The sequence below is a fragment of the Microbacterium sp. AB genome, from assembly GCF_032878875.1.
GTDB classification, from domain to species: Bacteria; Actinomycetota; Actinomycetes; order Actinomycetales; family Microbacteriaceae; genus Microbacterium; species Microbacterium betulae.
This window is the reverse complement of sequence record NZ_CP118157.1, coordinates 305,089-320,330: the sequence shown is the minus strand read 5'-3', so window position 1 is coordinate 320,330 and position 15,242 is coordinate 305,089. Positions and strand designations below refer to the sequence as shown.

Here is a 15,242-nt window from a genome sequence, read left to right as displayed (position 1 = left end):
CGGCGGAGCCCGATCGGCCGGCGGCTACTCGGCTGGAGACGACCCGCGATCTGCCGACCCGCTCCGGAACGAGCGGAGCCGCAGGCTGTTGCCGACGACGAAGACGCTCGAGAACGCCATCGCCGCGCCGGCGAGCATAGGATTGAGCAGGCCGAGGGCCGCGAGCGGGATCGCCGCCGTGTTGTAGGCGAACGCCCAGAACAGGTTGCCCTTGATCGTGCCGAGCGTCTTGCGGGAGAGCCGGATGGCGTCGGCCGCGCTGCGCAGATCGCCACGGACGAGCGTGATGTCGCTCGCCTCGATCGCGACGTCCGCGCCCGTGCCCATCGCCAGCCCCAGGTCGGCCTGGGCGAGCGCGCCGGCGTCGTTGACGCCGTCGCCGACCATCGCGACGACGTGCCCCTCGGACTGCAGCGCCGACACGGTGGCGGCCTTGTCGGCGGGCATGACCTCGGAGATCACGCGCTCGATCCCGACCTCCCCCGCGATGCGGCGGGCGACCGTCTCGTTGTCTCCCGTGAGCAGGATGGGAGCGAGGCCCAGCGCCCGGAGCTGCGCGATCGCCTCGGCGCTCGTCGCCTTCACGCGGTCCGCGACGACGACGAGCCCCCTCACCTCGCCGTCCCACGCCACGAGCACGGCGGTCTTGCCCTCGCCCTCCGCGCGCTCGCGCGCCGCGGCGACCTCGGCGTCGGGCGCGACCGACCGGTCGGACAGGAGGCTCGGCCGGCCCACGAGAAGGGCATGCGCGTCGACGACGCCCGTCACGCCCTCGCCCTCGACGTTCTGGAAGGCCTCGACGGCGGGGAGGGGGCCGACCTCCTCGGTCGCCGCCCTGGCGATCGCCTGCGCGATCGGGTGCTCGGACGCGTCCTCGATCGCGCCCGCCAGGCGCAGCAGCTGCGCCCGGTCGGTCCCGGGCGCCGTGACCACCTCGGCCACCGTCATCCTGCCCGTGGTGACCGTGCCCGTCTTGTCGAGCACGACGGTGTCGACCTTGCGCGTGGACTCCAGGACCTCGGGGCCCTTGATGAGGATGCCGAGCTGCGCGCCGCGGCCGGTGCCGACGAGCAGAGCCGTCGGCGTCGCGAGGCCCAGAGCGCACGGGCACGCGATGATGAGCACGGCCACGGTGGCGGTGAAGGCCGCCGACAGGGGGAAGCCCGCGCCGATCCATGCGCCGAGCGTCATGACCGCCACGGCGATCACGACGGGGACGAAGACGCCGGAGACCCTGTCGGCGAGACGCTGCACCTCGGCCTTGCCCGACTGGGCGTCCTCGACGAGCCTCGCCATCCGGGCGAGCTGGGTGTCGGAGCCGATGCGCGTCGCGCGCACGATGAGCCGCCCGCCGGCGTTCACCGTGGCCCCCGTGACGGCGTCGCCCTCGACGACCTCGACCGGGACGGACTCGCCCGTGAGCATCGACGCGTCGATCGCCGACCGCCCGGAGACGATCACGCCGTCCGTGGCCACCTTCTCCCCGGGGCGCACGACGAAGTCGTCGCCCACCGAGAGCCGGTCGACCGGGATGCGCACCTCGGCGCCTCCGCGCACGACCGCGACGTCCTTCGCGCCCATCTCGACGAGCGCCCGCAGAGCGGCCCCCGCGCGGCGCTTGGAGCGCTTCTCGAAGTAGCGGCCTCCGAGGAGGAACATCGTCACGCCCGCGGCGACCTCGAGGTAGATGTTCGATGCGCCGTCCGAGGGCGTGATCGACAGCTCGAAGGGGTGCGTCATGCCGGCCTGCCCCGCGGTGCCGAAGAACAGCGCGTAGAGCGACCAGAGCAGGGCGGACAGCGTGCCCACCGACACGAGGGTGTCCATCGTCGCGGCGCCGTGGCGCAGGTTCGCCCATGCGGCGCGGTGGAACGGCCACGCGGCCCACAGCACGACGGGGGCGGCGAGCGCGAGGGACGCCCACTGCCAGTACGTGAACTGCAGGGCGGGGATCATCGCCATCGCGATGACGGGCACCGAGAGCACGACCGAGACGATGAGCCGCTGCCGCAGCGACGCAAGCTCGGGATCGGGCGCCTCGCCGTCCGCCTCGGACTCGTCGTTCGCAGCGGGGAGGGCCGCGGTGTAGCCGGTCCTCTCCACCTCCGCGATGAGCAGCTGCGGGTCGAGGCGCTCGTCCGCGAGCACCCTCGCCTTCTCCGTGGCGTAGTTCACCGTCGCCTCGACGCCTTCGAGGCGGTTGAGCCTCTTCTCGATGCGGTTCGCGCACGAGGCGCACGTCATGCCGCCGATCTCGAGCTCGTAGCTCCTGCCGGTCGTCGCCCCTGGCCGGGATATCGACATCGCCGTCCCTCGTCTCTTCCGTGTTCCGCTTCGCCCACGAGCGCCTCAGCGCTCGTGCCCCTCGCCCGTCCCGTGCTCCGCCTCGCCGTCCGTGCCGGTTCCATCGTCCGCGGGGTCGCCCGCATCCACCTGGAAGGGGACGCTGCGGACGACGCCGTCGATCTGGAAGTCGAAGTAGAGCAGGTACCGGCCGGGCGTGGGCGCCTCCGACACGAAGGCGATCTCGGGGCCCGAGAGCTCGCCGGCCTCGGGGTCGGCCCCCTCCGGATGCACGTGCAGGTACGACAGGTCGCCCGACCGCAGCGCCACGAGATGCCCGAACGCGCCGAGGTACGGCTCCAGCTCCGTCACGGGCTCGCCGTCCTTCGCGACGGCGAGCGTGAGATCCGACGACGCGCCGACCCGCAGCTCGCCCTCGAGGGTCACGTCGTATCCGTCGACGCTCGCCTCGCGCACCTCCCCGGCGATCTCCTGCGGGACGAAGTCCCCCGCGACCTGGAGCGTGCTGGTGAGCGTGATCGACTCGTCCTGCGCCGCGGGGACGAAGTCGGCGAACACCCGGTAGCCGCCCGCCGCCTCCCACGTCCACGGCAGGGACCAGGTCCCGTCGGCGCCGATCTCGGGGTGCACGTGCCGGAACTCCGCGCCGTCGCCGCGGACGACGACGAGGTGCAGGTCCTTCTCGTGCGACTCCGCGTACTCGGTCACGGCCGCCCCCGACGCGTCGACCACCGTGAAGCTGAGCTCGCCCGCCCGTCCCGGCTCCCCGGGTGCCGCGACATCCGCGAGCCGGTACCCCTCGCGGTCGAGCGAGACGCCGTTCGCGAGCGGGGCGTCGTCGGCCTCCGCGTCGCCGTGGCCGTCCTGGGCGGCGATGCTCGCGTTCCAGTCATCGACGGCGTCGGCGGGAACGACGGCGTCCGCGACGAGGAAGGCCGCCCCGAAGGCCGCGGCGAGCCCCGTCGCGTAGAGGCCGAGGCGGGCAGGGGTGTTCATACGGCGCGCGCGGCCTCGTATCCCGCCTCTTCGACGGCCGCGAGCACGGCGTCGTCGTCCGCGGGGGATCCTACGCCCGTGTCGACCACGAGCACGCCCGTGGCCGCGCTCACCTCGACGCCCGCGACGCCGTCGATCGCGCTGACCTCGCCGTCGACCGCGCGCTCGCAGTGCTCGCACGTCATCCCCGTGACCCGGTAGGTCGTCTTCGCCATGGTGGCCTCCTCCGTCGCGACGAGCCGATCTGCTCGGCCCGGCACCCTCTCGGGTGCCCGATACGGTCCACCATATACCCCGGGTGGGTATATGGCACAACCCGTCGTCGCGGGCACGAGAGCCCCGCGCGCGGTGATAGCCTTCCGCGGATGACGAACGATCCCGGTGCCGGGGCATCCCGTGCACGGAAGGACGCCGCGGAGCGGACGGCGGACGCGACCGCCTCGCTGCACCTCACCCGGACGAGCGCAGCCGAGCACGTCGCCGAGCTGCTCACCCGCCGCATCCTCGACGGCACGCTGCGCGCGGGAGAGAGGCTGACCGAGAGCGCGTTCACGTCGTCGCTCGGCTACTCGCGCAACTCCGTGCGCGAGGGCATCCGCCTGCTCGAGCAGAGCCGCCTCGTCCGATACGAGATGCACCGCGGCGCGGTCGTCGCGACGCCGTCGCTCGACGAGCTCGACGACCTCTATCGCGCGCGGACGCATCTCGAGGGCGCGGCCGTCGTCGCCCCCGCGAGCGCCGAGAGCGGCGCGCGACTGCGCGCGGCGTTCGCGACGCTCGCGGAGGCCGCGCACAGCGGCGGCCCCCGCGATCTCGTCGCCGCCGACATGGCGTTCCACGCCGAGATCGTCGCGATGCTCGGCAGCCGGCGCATCGACGCGTTCTACCGCACGATCACGACCGAGATGGGCTACTACCTGCTGCTGCTCTCGTACACGGACGACGAGCACCGCAGGGCCGACGAGCTTGTCGTGCCGCAGCACCGCGCGCTCCTCGAGGCGATCGCCTCCGGCGACGCGTCCCGCGCCCGTGCGACCGTGCTCGACCACCTTCGCGAGAACCACGAACGGATCAGGGAGATCCTCGCGGACGCCGCCGACGCGTGAGCCGCCTCCGGTTGCGGGACGTGGGCGTCACCGGCGCGCGACGTTGTAGAAGCGGACCTCCTGGTACTCCTCGAGCCCCTCGGACCCGCCTTCCCGCCCGAGTCCCGACGCCTTCACGCCGCCGAAGGGCGCTGCGACGTTCGAGACGATGCCCTGGTTGACGCCGACCATCCCCGCATCGAGCCGGTCGGCGACGCCGAGCGCGCGATCGAGGCTCTCCGTGAAGACGTAGCTCGCGAGGCCGAAGGGCGTGCCGTTCGCGCGGGCGACGCCCTCGTCCTCCGTCGCGAAGCGCGCGATGGCCGCGACGGGGCCGAAGATCTCGGTGCCGGCGATGTCGGAGTCGTCGGGGACGCCGTCGAGCACCGTCGGCTCGAAGAAGTGCCCCTCGCCCGGGAGCGCCGCCCCGCCGAGACGCAGGCGCGCGCCCTTCGCCACGGCGTCGTCGACGAGGCGCACGAAGCCGCTGACGGCGCGCTCGTCGATGACGGGCCCGAGGGCGACGCCGTCGGCCAGCCCGTTTCCCACGACGGTCTCGGCCATCCGCTCGGCGAAGCCCTCCGCGAAGGCGTCGGCGATGCCGTCCTGCACGAGGATGCGGTTGGCCGCCACGCACGACTGGCCGCCGTTGCGGAGCTTCGCGATCACGGCGCCCTCGACGGCCCGCTCGAGGTCGGCGTCGTCGAAGACGAGCAGCGGCGCGTTGCCGCCGAGCTCCATCGAGCTCTTGACCACGTGCTCGGCCGCCTGTCGCAGCAGCACGCCGCCGACGCCCGTCGAACCCGTGAACGAGACCTTCCGCACGCGCCCGTCCGCCATCAGGGTCGAGCTGAGACCCGCGGCGTCCGTCGTCGTCACCACCTGCACGAGCTCGTCCGGCACGCCCGCCGCGACGAGGATCTCCGCGACGACGAGGGTCGTGAGCGGCGTGAGCGCCGCAGGCTTGACGACGACGCCGCAGCCCGCCGCGATCGCGGGCGCGATCTTGCGCGTCGCCATCGCCATGGGGAAGTTCCACGGCGTGATGAGCAGGGCCGTGCCCACGGGGGCGCGCGTGGTGAGGATGGTCGATCCGCCCGCGGGGCTCTCGCGGTAGCCCCCGGCGGGACGCAGCGCCTCCTCCGCGTACCAGCGCACGTAGTCGGCCGCGTACTGCACCTCGCCGTAGGCCTCGGCGAGCGGCTTGCCCATCTCGCGGGTGATCACGGCCGCGAGGCGGTCGCGCTGATCGACGAGCATGCCGTACGCCCGGTGCAGCACGTCGGAGCGGTGGCGGGACGTCGTCCGCGCCCATGCGGCGCCCGCGCGGTCGGCCCGCTCGAGCGCCACGAGCGCGTCGGCCGTCGTGTGGTCGGGCAGCGTCGCGATGACGCCCTCGGTCGCCGGGTCGCGCACCGCGAAGGTCGCGCGCGGTCCGAGGTCGAGACGGTCGACGACGACGCTCGCGAGAGCCCTGTCGGTGCGCTCGCGCACCGCCGCGTCGACGGTGCGGACGGGTGCCGGGGCGACGAGCGACGTCATCGCGCCATCGCCAGGTCGACCGGCGCGACGACGTCGAGCGCGGACACGGCCGCGGCGACGATCCCGCGCACCTCGTCGTCGGTCGTCGTGAACGGCGGGCTCACCTGCACCACGTTGCCTCGCAGAGGTCGCGCGATCCAGCCCTGCTCGAGCATCTCGTCCGCCACCCGTTCGGCCGGGTACTCGGGACGCAGCTCGATGCCGCCGAGGAATCCGGCCACGCGCGTCTCGGCGATGCGCGGATCCGAGGAGATCGAGCCCAGCTCGGCGGAGAGGACGCCCTCGAGCTCGCGCACCCGTCCGATCAGCCCCTCGCGCTCGATGATCTCGAGGTTCTTGAGGGCGACGGCCGCCGAGGTCGCGTGACCGGAGTACGTCGTGCCGTGACGGTAGACGGGCCCGCCCGACTCGTAGAACGGCTCCCACACCTCGGGGGCGACGACGGCGCCGCCGACGGCGGAGTATCCCGACGAGATGCCCTTCGCCATCGCGATGATGTGCGGACGCAGCCCGTAGCGCTCGGTCGCGAACCAGTGCCCCGTGCGCCCGAACCCCGTGATGACCTCGTCGAGGACGAGCAGGATGTCGTTCTCGTCGGCGATCCGCTGCAGGCCCTCCAGGTAGCCGGGCTCGGGCGGGATGACGCCGCCCGTGCCCTGGATCGGCTCGGCGACGATGGCGGCGATGCGCTCGGGGCCGATCCCCGCCACCGTGCGGCGCACCTTCTCGATGTCGCGGGTGTCGAACCGCGCGGTGTCGGCGACGAGCGACTCGGTGCCGTAGCCCTCCCGGTTGACGTCGATGCCGGCGACGGACGTGCCGTACGCGTGCAGCCCGTGATAGGAGAGGTCGCGGCTGAGGATCACGGTCTTCTCCGTGCGACCGAGGAGCTGCCAGTAGCGGCGTGCGAGCTTGAGGGCAACGTCGACGGCATCGGAGCCGCCGCTGTTCAGGATGACCTTGGAGTCGGCGACGGGCGACAGGTCGCGGACGCGCTCGGCGAGCTCGACCGCCCTGTCGTTCAGGTAGCGCCCGAAGACGTGATAGGTCTCGAGCCTCGCCATCTGCTCGGCCGCCGCCTCCGCCATCTCGGCGCGACCATGACCGATGTTGGCGTGCCACAGGCCGGCGGTCCCGTCGAAGAGCCGCCGCCCGTCGGTCGTGTGGACGTAGTTCCCCTCGCCGCGGGTGACGACGATCTGCCGGCCGAGCACGGACGGCATGTGGGCCTGCGCGCTCCAGAGCGCGGGGCCGGTGCGGGCTGCGTCGTTCACGTTCGTCATCTCCTCGGGCCGGAGGGGCGGCGACGCCTCCTCGTTGGTCCTTGGATTGTAGGGCAATACTACGATCCAAGGAAGCAGGACGGCCGGACCGCTCCGATCGCCACGAGAGAGACGGCCTTCTCCTCGCGTCTGGACGGCGACCCGCTGGAGGGATGGGGGACCGTCGCGCTGCGCGAGCGCGACCTGGCCGCTCTCGCCACGCGCATGCCGTCCGGGACGGCATCACCGGCTCGGCTGCCGGGTCTCACCCTGGCCCGTGCGGAGTTCTCCGCTCCCGACGCGCGGGACCGCTTCCTCGACACCACGGGGTGGGGCAAGGGCATCGTCTGGGTCAACGGCTTCTGTCTGGGTCGCTACTGGTCGCGGCCGCCCCAGCGGACGCTCTACCTGCCGGGGCCGGTCCTGCGCCCCGGCACGAACGAGCTGGTGGTGCTCGAGCTCGACGGCGCTCCCACGGCGTGCGTCCGTTTCGTCGCCGACGCCGACCTCGGACCGACGGAGGACTGAGCGCGCGCGGAGCCTGCTAGGCTCGCCGGTGCGAGATTCGCATCTTCGTAGGGTGACGAGCGCGATCCGGGTGGGGGGACGCGCGGTGAGAGAGCGCCCTGTGACCGATACCTCGTCGACGCCCCGCGTGGGGCTGTCCTCCTACCGCGTCCTTCCCCGCATCGCCGGCGGGAGCTATCTCGCCGCAGCCGCCCTCGGCCGTCTGCCGATGTCGATGATCCCGCTCGCGATCCTGACGCTCGCCTCGTCGGCGACCGGCTCGATCAGCACCGGCGGGTTCGCCGCCGCCGCAGCGGCGCTGGGCCAGGCGATCGGCGCTCCGGCGGGAGGCGCCCTCGCCGATCGCTGGGGTCAGCGCACGGTCCTCCTGACGGCCGTCGCGCTGCACGTCACCGCTCTGGGTGCGTTCACGCTCGGGATCGGCCTTCTCCCCGACACCGTGTCCGTGATCCTCGCCGCGCTCGCCGGGTTCACCCTGCCTCAGGTCGGAGCGTTCTCCCGCGCGCGGTGGCTCGCGATCGCGCCCGGCCACGTGCCGACCGCTTTCGCGTTCGAGGGCGTCGTGGACGAGATCGTGTACATCTTCGGCCCGGCGTTCGTCGGCCTCATCGCCGTGATCGCCGACCCCCGCCTCGCCGTGCTCGCCGCCGGCGCGCTCGTCGCCGTCTTCGCCACCTGGTTCGCGGTGCACCCCAGCCATCGCATGGTGCCGCGACGACGCGCCACGCGCGCCGTCGCGGGCGACGGCCAGGCTCGCCCCTCCGGCTCGTCGCGGCTTCGACGGCGCATGCTCATCGCGGTGGCGTTCGCGGGAATGCTCTCGATGGGCTTCTTCTTCGCCGGCAGCCAGACCGGGCTCACGGCCTTCGCCGAGCAGGCGGGCGTCCCCGGGTCCGGGGCGCTTCTCTATGCGGCGATGGCGCTCGGGTCGGCCGTCACCACGATGTCGATGGTCGCGATACCGGCCTCGGTGGGTCCGTGGACCCGATGGTGCGTCGCTGCGGCGGGCATGGCGGGCGGCGCCGCGCTCATGCTCCTCTCCGACGACGTTCCCCTGGTCGTTCTCTCCGCAGTCGTCGCCGGCGCCTTCCAGGGCCCTCTCCTGCTCACGATCTTCAGCGTCGCCGGATCGGTGACCGAGCTCGGCAAGGGCGGGATCACCATGACCTTCACGGCGAGCGGCACCGTCGTCGGGTTGGGCGCGGGCGCGGCGATGTCCGGCGTCCTGTCGGACGAGTTCGGTTCGGCCGGAGGTTTCAGCGTCGTGCTGGCCGCATCCCTGCTGCTCGCCGGGCTCGGCGCGACGGCCGCGGTCATCGCCCGCGGGCGGCGCCGACGAGAGGCCGGCGCCGAAGACCCTCAGGCGCCGCGGAGGCGCCCGGCGAGGTAGGACCGGAGGCCGTCGAGCGGCACGCGCTCCTGGGCCATGGCGCGGACCGTTCCGCGTTGCCACCCGGCCGGGGACGTTCCGGCTCTCGAAGCCATGCCCACGACGCGCTCTCCCCTGTGCGACAGAGCCGCACTCGGCGGATGCGGCCCTGTCCGGCTGCCATGCGGTGCGACGACGGATCGCTGCATGGAGTCGCTCGCGCACGGTCACGGCGGAGACCGGGCGGTGACCAGGCGCCGGCATTCCGCACATGGCAGGATCGCTCCGCCCGTCGTCCGGATGACGCCTGGCGGATGCCCGACGACGGCGCGATGATCGATGCCATGGCCCTCTCCTCCAGCCCAGTCCCGGCATCCGGCATGGCTCTTCTCGTCATCGATGTGCAGGAGTCGTTTCGTCAGCGTCCGATCTGGGCAGAGGTCAGTGATCCCGACATCGTCGCGCATGTCGGCGAGCTGGTCGGGCGAGCGCGTGAGCTCGGTCATGAGGTCGTGTGGATCCTGCACGCCGAGCCCGGATCCGACGACGTCTTCGACCCCGCGCAGGGGCATGTCCGCCTCGTCGAGGGGCTGGAACCCCGCCCCGGCGAGGCGACCTTCACGAAGACGTCCCGCAACGCGTTCACGACGACGGGCCTCGGGCAGCACCTGCAGCAGCAGGGCATCCGGAGAGTCGTCGTGTCGGGGATCCAGACCGAGCAGTGCTGCGAGACGACAGCGCGCGTCGCCGCCGACCTCGGCTACGACGTGACGTTCGTCACCGAGGCGACGGCGACGTTCCCGATCACACGGCCCGACACGGGAGACGTTCTCGCCGTGCATGCTGTCCTCGAACGCACGGAGTTCGCGCTCGCCGGCCGGTTCGCACGCATCGCCACGCGGGCGACGGCGTTCGCCTGACCCGCCGGAGCATGCCCTCAGGCACGTGAGGGCAGTCGTTCCCGCGCCGCGACAACGATGCGTCCGGCGAAGGTCAGTCCCTCGAAGACGGCGCGGGAGATCCTGCTGTCCTCGACCGGAAAGCACGGCTCGCGGAGCCGCAGCCGACGGTCCCGCCGGAATCGGACGATCTGTCACGCGAGAAGAAGCAGGAGTGCCGATCCCCTGGGCGAGCCGTCGGCCCACGCCCCGAGGTCGCGCTCAGACCCCCGGATGAGCGTCGCGCCGGATGACCGGGGCGGGGCGTTCGAAGACCCTCAGGCCCCGCGGAGGCGCTCGGCGAGGTAGGGCTGGAGGCCGTCGAGCGGCACGCGCTCCTGGGCCATGGTGTCGCGGTCGCGCACCGTGACGGCGCGGTCGTCGAGGGAGTCGAAGTCGACCGTCACGCAGAACGGCGTGCCGATCTCGTCCTGACGACGGTAGCGGCGGCCGATCGCCCCGGCGTCGTCGAAGTCGACGTTCCACGAGGCGCGCAGCTCGTCGGCGACCTCTCGGGCCAGCGGCGAGAGGCGCTCGTTGCGCGACAGCGGCAGCACGGCGGCCTTGACGGGGGCGAGGCGGGGGTCCAGCTTGAGCACCGTCCGGGTGTCGACGCCGCCCTTGGCGTTGGGCACCTCCTCCTCGCGGTACGAGTCGACGAGGAACGCCATCATCGAGCGGGTGAGGCCGAACGAGGGCTCGATGACGTACGGCACGTACTTCTCGCCCGACGCCTGGTCGAAGAACGACAGGTTGGAACCGGACTGCTGGATGTGGTTCGACAGGTCGAAGTCGGTGCGGTTCGCGATGCCCATGAGCTCGCCCCATCCCTTGCCCGCGAAGCCGAACGCGTACTCGACGTCGATCGTGCGGTCGGAGTAGTGGGCGCGCTCGCCGTCGGGCACGTCGAGCCTCCGCATGTTGTCGGGGTCGATGCCGAGGTCGACGAACCAGTTCCAGCAGGCGTCCACCCAGTGCTCGAACCATTCCCCCGCCTCGGCCGGGGGCACGAAGAACTCGATCTCCATCTGCTCGAACTCGCGCGTGCGGAAGATGAAGTTGCCGGGCGTGATCTCGTTGCGGAACGCCTTGCCCACCTGGCCGACGCCGAACGGCGGCTTCTTGCGGGCCGCCGTGACGACGTTGGCGAAGTTCACGAAGATGCCCTGAGCGGTCTCGGGGCGCAGGTAGTGCAGCCCCGACTCGTCGTCGACGACGCCCACGTAGGTCTTCATGAGGCCGGAGAAGGAGCGGGGCTCCGTCCACTGGCCGCGCGTGCCGCAGTCGGGGCAGGCGATGTCGGCGAGCCCGTTCTCGGGGGCACGGCCCTTCTTCGCCTCGTACGCCTCGACGAGGTGGTCCTCGCGGTGGCGCTTGTGGCACTGCAGGCACTCGACGAGCGGGTCGCTGAACGTCGCGACGTGACCGGACGCCTCCCACACCTTGGTGGGCAGGATGACCGAGGAATCGAGGCCCACCATGTCACCGCGGCCGCGGACGAACGTCTGCCACCACTGACGGCGGATGTTCTCCTTCAGCTCCGTGCCGAGGGGGCCGTAGTCCCACGCAGACCTCGAGCCTCCGTAGATCTCGCCCGCTTGGAACACGAACCCGCGGTGGCGGGCGAGGGCGATGACTTTGTCGAGGCGGGACTGCTCGGCCACGGTGGCTCCAATGGTCGGAAAGGGGTGAGGATGCGCGCAGCGCGGTTCCCGGAGACGGGAACGCGGATGGCAGCAAGTCTAGTCGCGGCCGCCGTCGCGAGCCTGCGCGGAGGCGGCCGCGACGGTCAGGACGGCACGTCTCCGAACGTGCCCGTCGTGTACGTCGTGCCGTCGGGACCGGCGGCTCCGAGCACGTACTCGAGCGGATACCCCTCGACGTCCGCGTCGGCCCAGCGCGGATCGCTCAGAGCGGCGTCGAGCTCGCCGACCTCCTCGGCCGTGAGACCGGAGACATAGAGCCGCGGCCATTGGTTCCCGGGAGTCGTCAACGTGTCGAGCAGCACCTCGGCCTCCGGCAGGCGGCGAGCGATGTCGACGATCTCGAGGATCGCCTCGTCGGACGTGCGCGACGGCACGTGCACGATGCGCAGGCGCTCCCCCGACGACAGCGTGTAGGTCGCGCCGTCTGCGAACTCGTCTCGCCCAGACAGCTCCTGGAAGACGGCGGCGAATCGATCGATGTCCGTGACCGTGACGTAGGTCCACCCCTGGACGACGCTGTACGAGACGATGTCGGGCATCGCCGCGGCCAGCAGCATGCTCTCGAGCGACGCGACGACGTCCTCCCCGTCGTCGCCGGGGGAGATCTCCAGAGACCACGGCGCCGGCGCCGGGTCCTCCGAGAGCCACGGGCGCTCGCGGCTCAGGACGACTCGCGCGCCTTCCGCCTCCGCGGCGTCGAGCACCTCCTGCGCGAACACCACGATCTCGTCGTCCGTCGCCTCGTCGGTGACGATGACCGTCGTCCCGTCGCAGCGCTCGACGACGTCGGCCGCGCACAGCTCCTCGAAGGTCGCGGGGGTCTCCGCCGCGGCGCACCCGGAGAGCGCAAGCACCATCGCGCTCGCGAGCACCGGCTGCACGCGGCGCGCGCCGTTCACCTCGCCGCCTCCGTCGCGGCGGCCCTCGCGAGCCCGGCGCCGGGCCGTCGCGGCGGGACGAGACCCCCGGCCTCGCTCTCCACGCTTCGGCCCGGTCTCCCCGCGCCCATGCCGTCGGCAGGATCTGTCGTCACGCGACAAGGATGACACGGCGGTCGGACGCCGCGAGCCCGTCTCGACGTCGGAGGCGGCTGCGACCATGGGCTCATGACAGAGACATCGGCACCGCCGCCCACCGTCGGCATCGTCTTCCGTCCGCAGTCGCCGCCAGAGGACCTGCCGTCCGTGGCGCGCGAGGCCGAGGCGGCGGGCATCGCAGAGCTGTGGCTCTGGGAGGACTGCTTCCTCGAAGGCGGTCTCACGAGCGCGACCGCCGCGCTCCTCTCCTCCGAACGGCTGAAGGTGGGCATCGGGCTGCTCCCCGTGCCGCTGCGCAATCCCGCTCTCGCTGCGATGGAGCTCGCCACCATCGAACGCCTCGCACCCGGCCGCCTCGTGGCGGGCTTCGGTCACGGCGTGCTCGATTGGATGGGGCAGGTCGGCGCGCGCGTCGCCTCGCCCCTCACCCTCCTGCGGGAGTATGTGACGGCCGTGCGCTCACTGCTCGACGGCGACACGGCCGACGCCGACGGACGATACGTGAAGCTCGACCGCGTCGCGCTCGGCTGGCCTCCGGCATCCGCGCCGGAGATCGCGATCGGCGCGACCCGTCCCCAGACGCTGCGCCTGGCGGGAGAACTAGGAGACAGCGTGCTCCTCGACTCCGTGAACGACGCGGCGGCCGTGCGCGCCGCACGCGTCATCGTCGACGAAGGCCGGGCGGAGTCCGGGCGCCCGGGCAGGACGCGCGTCCGCGTCTTCGCCGAGGTCGACCCGCGATCAGATGCTCCGGCGTCGCGCATCGCCGACCGCATCGCCGAGCTCGTCGACGCGGGCGCCGACGCCGTCGCCGTCCAGGCCCCCGCCGACGCCCCCGACCCGCGCCCGCTCCTCGACGCGCTGCCGCGCTGAGAGGAGACCGTCGCCGACACGCGTCGGCTCATCCCCACGGGCGCCCGCCCTCGCCCGGACGCATCGGCCGCAGCCCGGCCGGAGGCGGCCAGGGCGGCGTGAGCAGCTGATATGGCACGTCGACCGCGCCGAGGTCGTCGGTCTTCACGACGACGCGACCGGGCTCGAGCGAGCCGTCGGCGCGCACCCGCTCCGGTGAGAACTCCCCGGTCCGCACGCGGATCGGGGCGGGGTCGTCGCGCTCGAGCATCCAGGCGTCCGCCCTCCAGGACAGCGGCATCCTCGAGCGCCTCCTCCGCGTCGGCCGCTCGACCTCGTCGGTCCGCTCCGTCCCCGCCGGAGCCTGCGTCGGGCTCCCGGCGGGGAGGAGGCTCAGGCGCGAGGGTCCACGATGATCTTGACGTGGTGCTCGTTGTTCTCGATGAGCTCGTCGAACCCCTCGGAGACGAGGGTGTCCAGCGTGATGCGGCCGGTGATGAAGGGAGCGAGATCGATCCTGCCGCTCTGCACCAGCGCGATCGTCTCGGGATGGTCGCCGGCGTAGCCGATGGTGCCGCGCAGGTCGACCTCCTTGAGCACGATCTTCGGCAGGTCGACCTCGGGCTTGTGCCCCCAGATCGAGACGTTCACCACCACGCCTCCCGGCCGCACGGCGTCGATCAGCGTGTCGAGCACGACCGGGACGGACGAGCACTCGAAGGCGACGTCCGCGCCCTCGCCGCCGGTGAGCTCGCGCACCCGTGCGGCGACGTCGCCGTCACGGGGATCGAAGACCTCGTCGGCGACCCCGGTCTCCCTCGCCTTGGCCTTGCGCGCCTCGGAGAGCTCGGAGATGTAGACCGTGAGACCCTCGGCCTTCAGCACGGCCGCGGTGAGCAGGCCGATCGGGCCCGCTCCTCCGACGAGCGCGACCTGCCCGGCCTTCGCGCCGGAACGGACGAACGCATGGTGGCCCACCGAGAGCGGCTCGATGAGCGCCGCCTGGTCGAGGGGGATGTCACCGATCGGGTGCACCCAGCGCCGCTCGACGACGATCTTCTCCGAGAGCCCGCCGCCGCGACCGCCGAGGCCGATGAAGTTCATGTCCTTCGAGAGGTGATAGCTCTGCCCTGGGCTCGTGTCGACGTCGGCGGCGATGATGTAGGGCTCGACGACGACGTTCTGGCCGACCTCGAGATCCGAGACGCCCTCTCCCAGGGCGGTGATCGTTCCGGAGAACTCGTGACCGATGACGACGGGCGCGGACTCGCCGGAGATCGGATGCGGGTGCCCGGCCGGCGGGACGAAGATGGGGCCGTCCAGGTACTCGTGCAGGTCCGTGCCGCAGATCCCGCACCAGGCGACGTCGATCGCCACGGCGCCGGGTCTCAGCTCGGGTTCCGGGATGTCCTCGATCCGGATGTCCTTGCGATCGTGATACCGCGCGGCCTTCATCTTCTGCTCCTTCGTGAGGGGGATGCGGCGGTCCCGCGCCCTTCGCCGATGCGCCGAACCCGGTTCCGAGTCTAGTTCCGTCCCCCGGCCCGGGCCGGACGCCCGACACGGCGCCCGTGTCCCCGCCCGCCGATAGGGTTGACAGGTGAGCGACGACGACGATCCCCG

The 15,242-nt window shown here is 72.3% G+C and carries 14 protein-coding genes; 5 read left to right on the top strand and 9 right to left on the bottom strand.

The window, feature by feature from the left end; all coding sequences use genetic code 11:
- Positions 1-24: 24 nt before the first annotated feature.
- From N8K70_RS01495 to N8K70_RS01485, 3 genes are read right to left on the bottom strand one after another with little or no spacing between them, the layout of a single operon-like run.
- The gene (locus N8K70_RS01495) at positions 25-2,304 is read right to left on the bottom strand and encodes a heavy metal translocating P-type ATPase (protein WP_317139847.1); all 2,280 of its coding nucleotides are present in this window, start codon (positions 2,302-2,304) and stop codon (positions 25-27) included.
- Positions 2,305-2,349: 45 nt separating this feature from the next.
- Complete coding sequence (locus N8K70_RS01490) at positions 2,350-3,300, bottom strand: heavy-metal-associated domain-containing protein (protein WP_317139846.1); 951 nt, start codon at positions 3,298-3,300, stop codon at positions 2,350-2,352.
- Positions 3,297-3,515, bottom strand: a complete 219-nt coding sequence (locus tag N8K70_RS01485; RefSeq protein WP_317139845.1) for a heavy-metal-associated domain-containing protein — start codon at positions 3,513-3,515, stop codon at positions 3,297-3,299. The genes N8K70_RS01490 and N8K70_RS01485 overlap by 4 nt, the downstream gene beginning before the upstream one ends.
- A 150-nt stretch (positions 3,516-3,665) precedes the next feature.
- On the opposite strand from N8K70_RS01485, the gene N8K70_RS01480 reads away from it, so the two are divergent.
- A complete protein-coding gene (locus N8K70_RS01480) occupies positions 3,666-4,406 on the top strand; it encodes a GntR family transcriptional regulator (protein WP_317139844.1) in 741 nt (246 codons plus the stop codon).
- Between the two features lie 27 nt (positions 4,407-4,433).
- Here N8K70_RS01480 and N8K70_RS01475 read toward each other — a convergent pair whose 3' ends face one another.
- Together N8K70_RS01475 and N8K70_RS01470 are read right to left on the bottom strand one after the other, a co-directional pair.
- On the bottom strand, positions 4,434-5,927 hold the full coding sequence (locus N8K70_RS01475) for an NAD-dependent succinate-semialdehyde dehydrogenase (protein WP_317139843.1): 1,494 nt from the start codon (positions 5,925-5,927) through the stop codon (positions 4,434-4,436).
- Positions 5,924-7,201 carry an aminotransferase family protein gene (locus N8K70_RS01470; protein ID WP_317139842.1) on the bottom strand — a complete coding sequence of 426 codons (1,278 nt, stop codon included), beginning with the start codon at positions 7,199-7,201 and terminating at the stop codon, positions 5,924-5,926. Before N8K70_RS01470 ends, N8K70_RS01475 begins: the two co-directional genes overlap by 4 nt.
- 213 nt (positions 7,202-7,414) lie before the next feature.
- Between N8K70_RS01470 and N8K70_RS01465 the strand changes: the two genes are divergently transcribed.
- From N8K70_RS01465 to N8K70_RS01455, 3 genes are all read left to right on the top strand, one after another.
- Positions 7,415-7,717 (top strand): hypothetical protein, encoded by a 303-nt coding sequence (locus tag N8K70_RS01465; protein WP_317139841.1) that lies wholly within the window; start codon positions 7,415-7,417, stop codon positions 7,715-7,717.
- A gap of 100 nt (positions 7,718-7,817) precedes the next feature.
- Positions 7,818-9,107: an MFS transporter gene (locus N8K70_RS01460; protein WP_317139840.1), complete on the top strand. Its 1,290-nt coding sequence runs from the start codon at positions 7,818-7,820 to the stop codon at positions 9,105-9,107.
- Between the two features lie 359 nt (positions 9,108-9,466).
- Positions 9,467-10,006, top strand: coding sequence for a cysteine hydrolase family protein (locus N8K70_RS01455; protein ID WP_317139839.1), 540 nt, complete (start codon positions 9,467-9,469; stop codon positions 10,004-10,006).
- A 296-nt stretch (positions 10,007-10,302) separates the two neighbouring features.
- Here N8K70_RS01455 and N8K70_RS01450 read toward each other — a convergent pair whose 3' ends face one another.
- Both N8K70_RS01450 and N8K70_RS01445 read right to left on the bottom strand, forming a co-directional pair.
- Positions 10,303-11,688: a glycine--tRNA ligase gene (locus N8K70_RS01450; protein WP_317139838.1), complete on the bottom strand. Its 1,386-nt coding sequence runs from the start codon at positions 11,686-11,688 to the stop codon at positions 10,303-10,305.
- A 125-nt stretch (positions 11,689-11,813) separates the two neighbouring features.
- A complete protein-coding gene (locus N8K70_RS01445; RefSeq protein ID WP_317139837.1) occupies positions 11,814-12,629 on the bottom strand; it encodes a hypothetical protein in 816 nt (271 codons plus the stop codon).
- 207 nt (positions 12,630-12,836) lie between these two features.
- Here N8K70_RS01445 and N8K70_RS01440 point away from each other — a divergent pair, with 207 nt between their 5' ends.
- On the top strand, positions 12,837-13,640 hold the full coding sequence (locus N8K70_RS01440) for an LLM class flavin-dependent oxidoreductase (RefSeq protein ID WP_317139836.1): 804 nt from the start codon (positions 12,837-12,839) through the stop codon (positions 13,638-13,640).
- Between the two features lie 28 nt (positions 13,641-13,668).
- Here N8K70_RS01440 and N8K70_RS01435 read toward each other — a convergent pair whose 3' ends face one another.
- Positions 13,669-13,920, bottom strand: a complete 252-nt coding sequence (locus N8K70_RS01435; protein ID WP_317139835.1) for a hypothetical protein — start codon at positions 13,918-13,920, stop codon at positions 13,669-13,671.
- Between the two features lie 92 nt (positions 13,921-14,012).
- Complete coding sequence (locus N8K70_RS01430) at positions 14,013-15,074, bottom strand: 2,3-butanediol dehydrogenase (RefSeq protein ID WP_317139834.1); 1,062 nt, start codon at positions 15,072-15,074, stop codon at positions 14,013-14,015.
- Between the last annotated feature and the right edge of the window lie 168 nt (positions 15,075-15,242).

What these genes read in the sequence shown, in the direction of transcription:
- N8K70_RS01495 (WP_317139847.1), bottom strand. Translation starts at nt 2,304, where the DNA reads ATGTCGATATCCCGGCCAGGGGCGACGACCGGCAGGAGCTACGAGCTC.
- N8K70_RS01490 (WP_317139846.1), bottom strand. Translation starts at nt 3,300, where the DNA reads ATGAACACCCCTGCCCGCCTCGGCCTCTACGCGACGGGGCTCGCCGCG.
- N8K70_RS01485 (WP_317139845.1), bottom strand. Translation starts at nt 3,515, where the DNA reads ATGGCGAAGACGACCTACCGGGTCACGGGGATGACGTGCGAGCACTGC.
- N8K70_RS01480 (WP_317139844.1), top strand. Translation starts at nt 3,666, where the DNA reads ATGACGAACGATCCCGGTGCCGGGGCATCCCGTGCACGGAAGGACGCC.
- N8K70_RS01475 (WP_317139843.1), bottom strand. Translation starts at nt 5,927, where the DNA reads ATGACGTCGCTCGTCGCCCCGGCACCCGTCCGCACCGTCGACGCGGCG.
- N8K70_RS01465 (WP_317139841.1), top strand. Translation starts at nt 7,415, where the DNA reads ATGCCGTCCGGGACGGCATCACCGGCTCGGCTGCCGGGTCTCACCCTG.
- N8K70_RS01455 (WP_317139839.1), top strand. Translation starts at nt 9,467, where the DNA reads ATGGCTCTTCTCGTCATCGATGTGCAGGAGTCGTTTCGTCAGCGTCCG.
- N8K70_RS01440 (WP_317139836.1), top strand. Translation starts at nt 12,837, where the DNA reads ATGACAGAGACATCGGCACCGCCGCCCACCGTCGGCATCGTCTTCCGT.
- N8K70_RS01435 (WP_317139835.1), bottom strand. Translation starts at nt 13,920, where the DNA reads ATGCCGCTGTCCTGGAGGGCGGACGCCTGGATGCTCGAGCGCGACGAC.
- N8K70_RS01430 (WP_317139834.1), bottom strand. Translation starts at nt 15,074, where the DNA reads ATGAAGGCCGCGCGGTATCACGATCGCAAGGACATCCGGATCGAGGAC.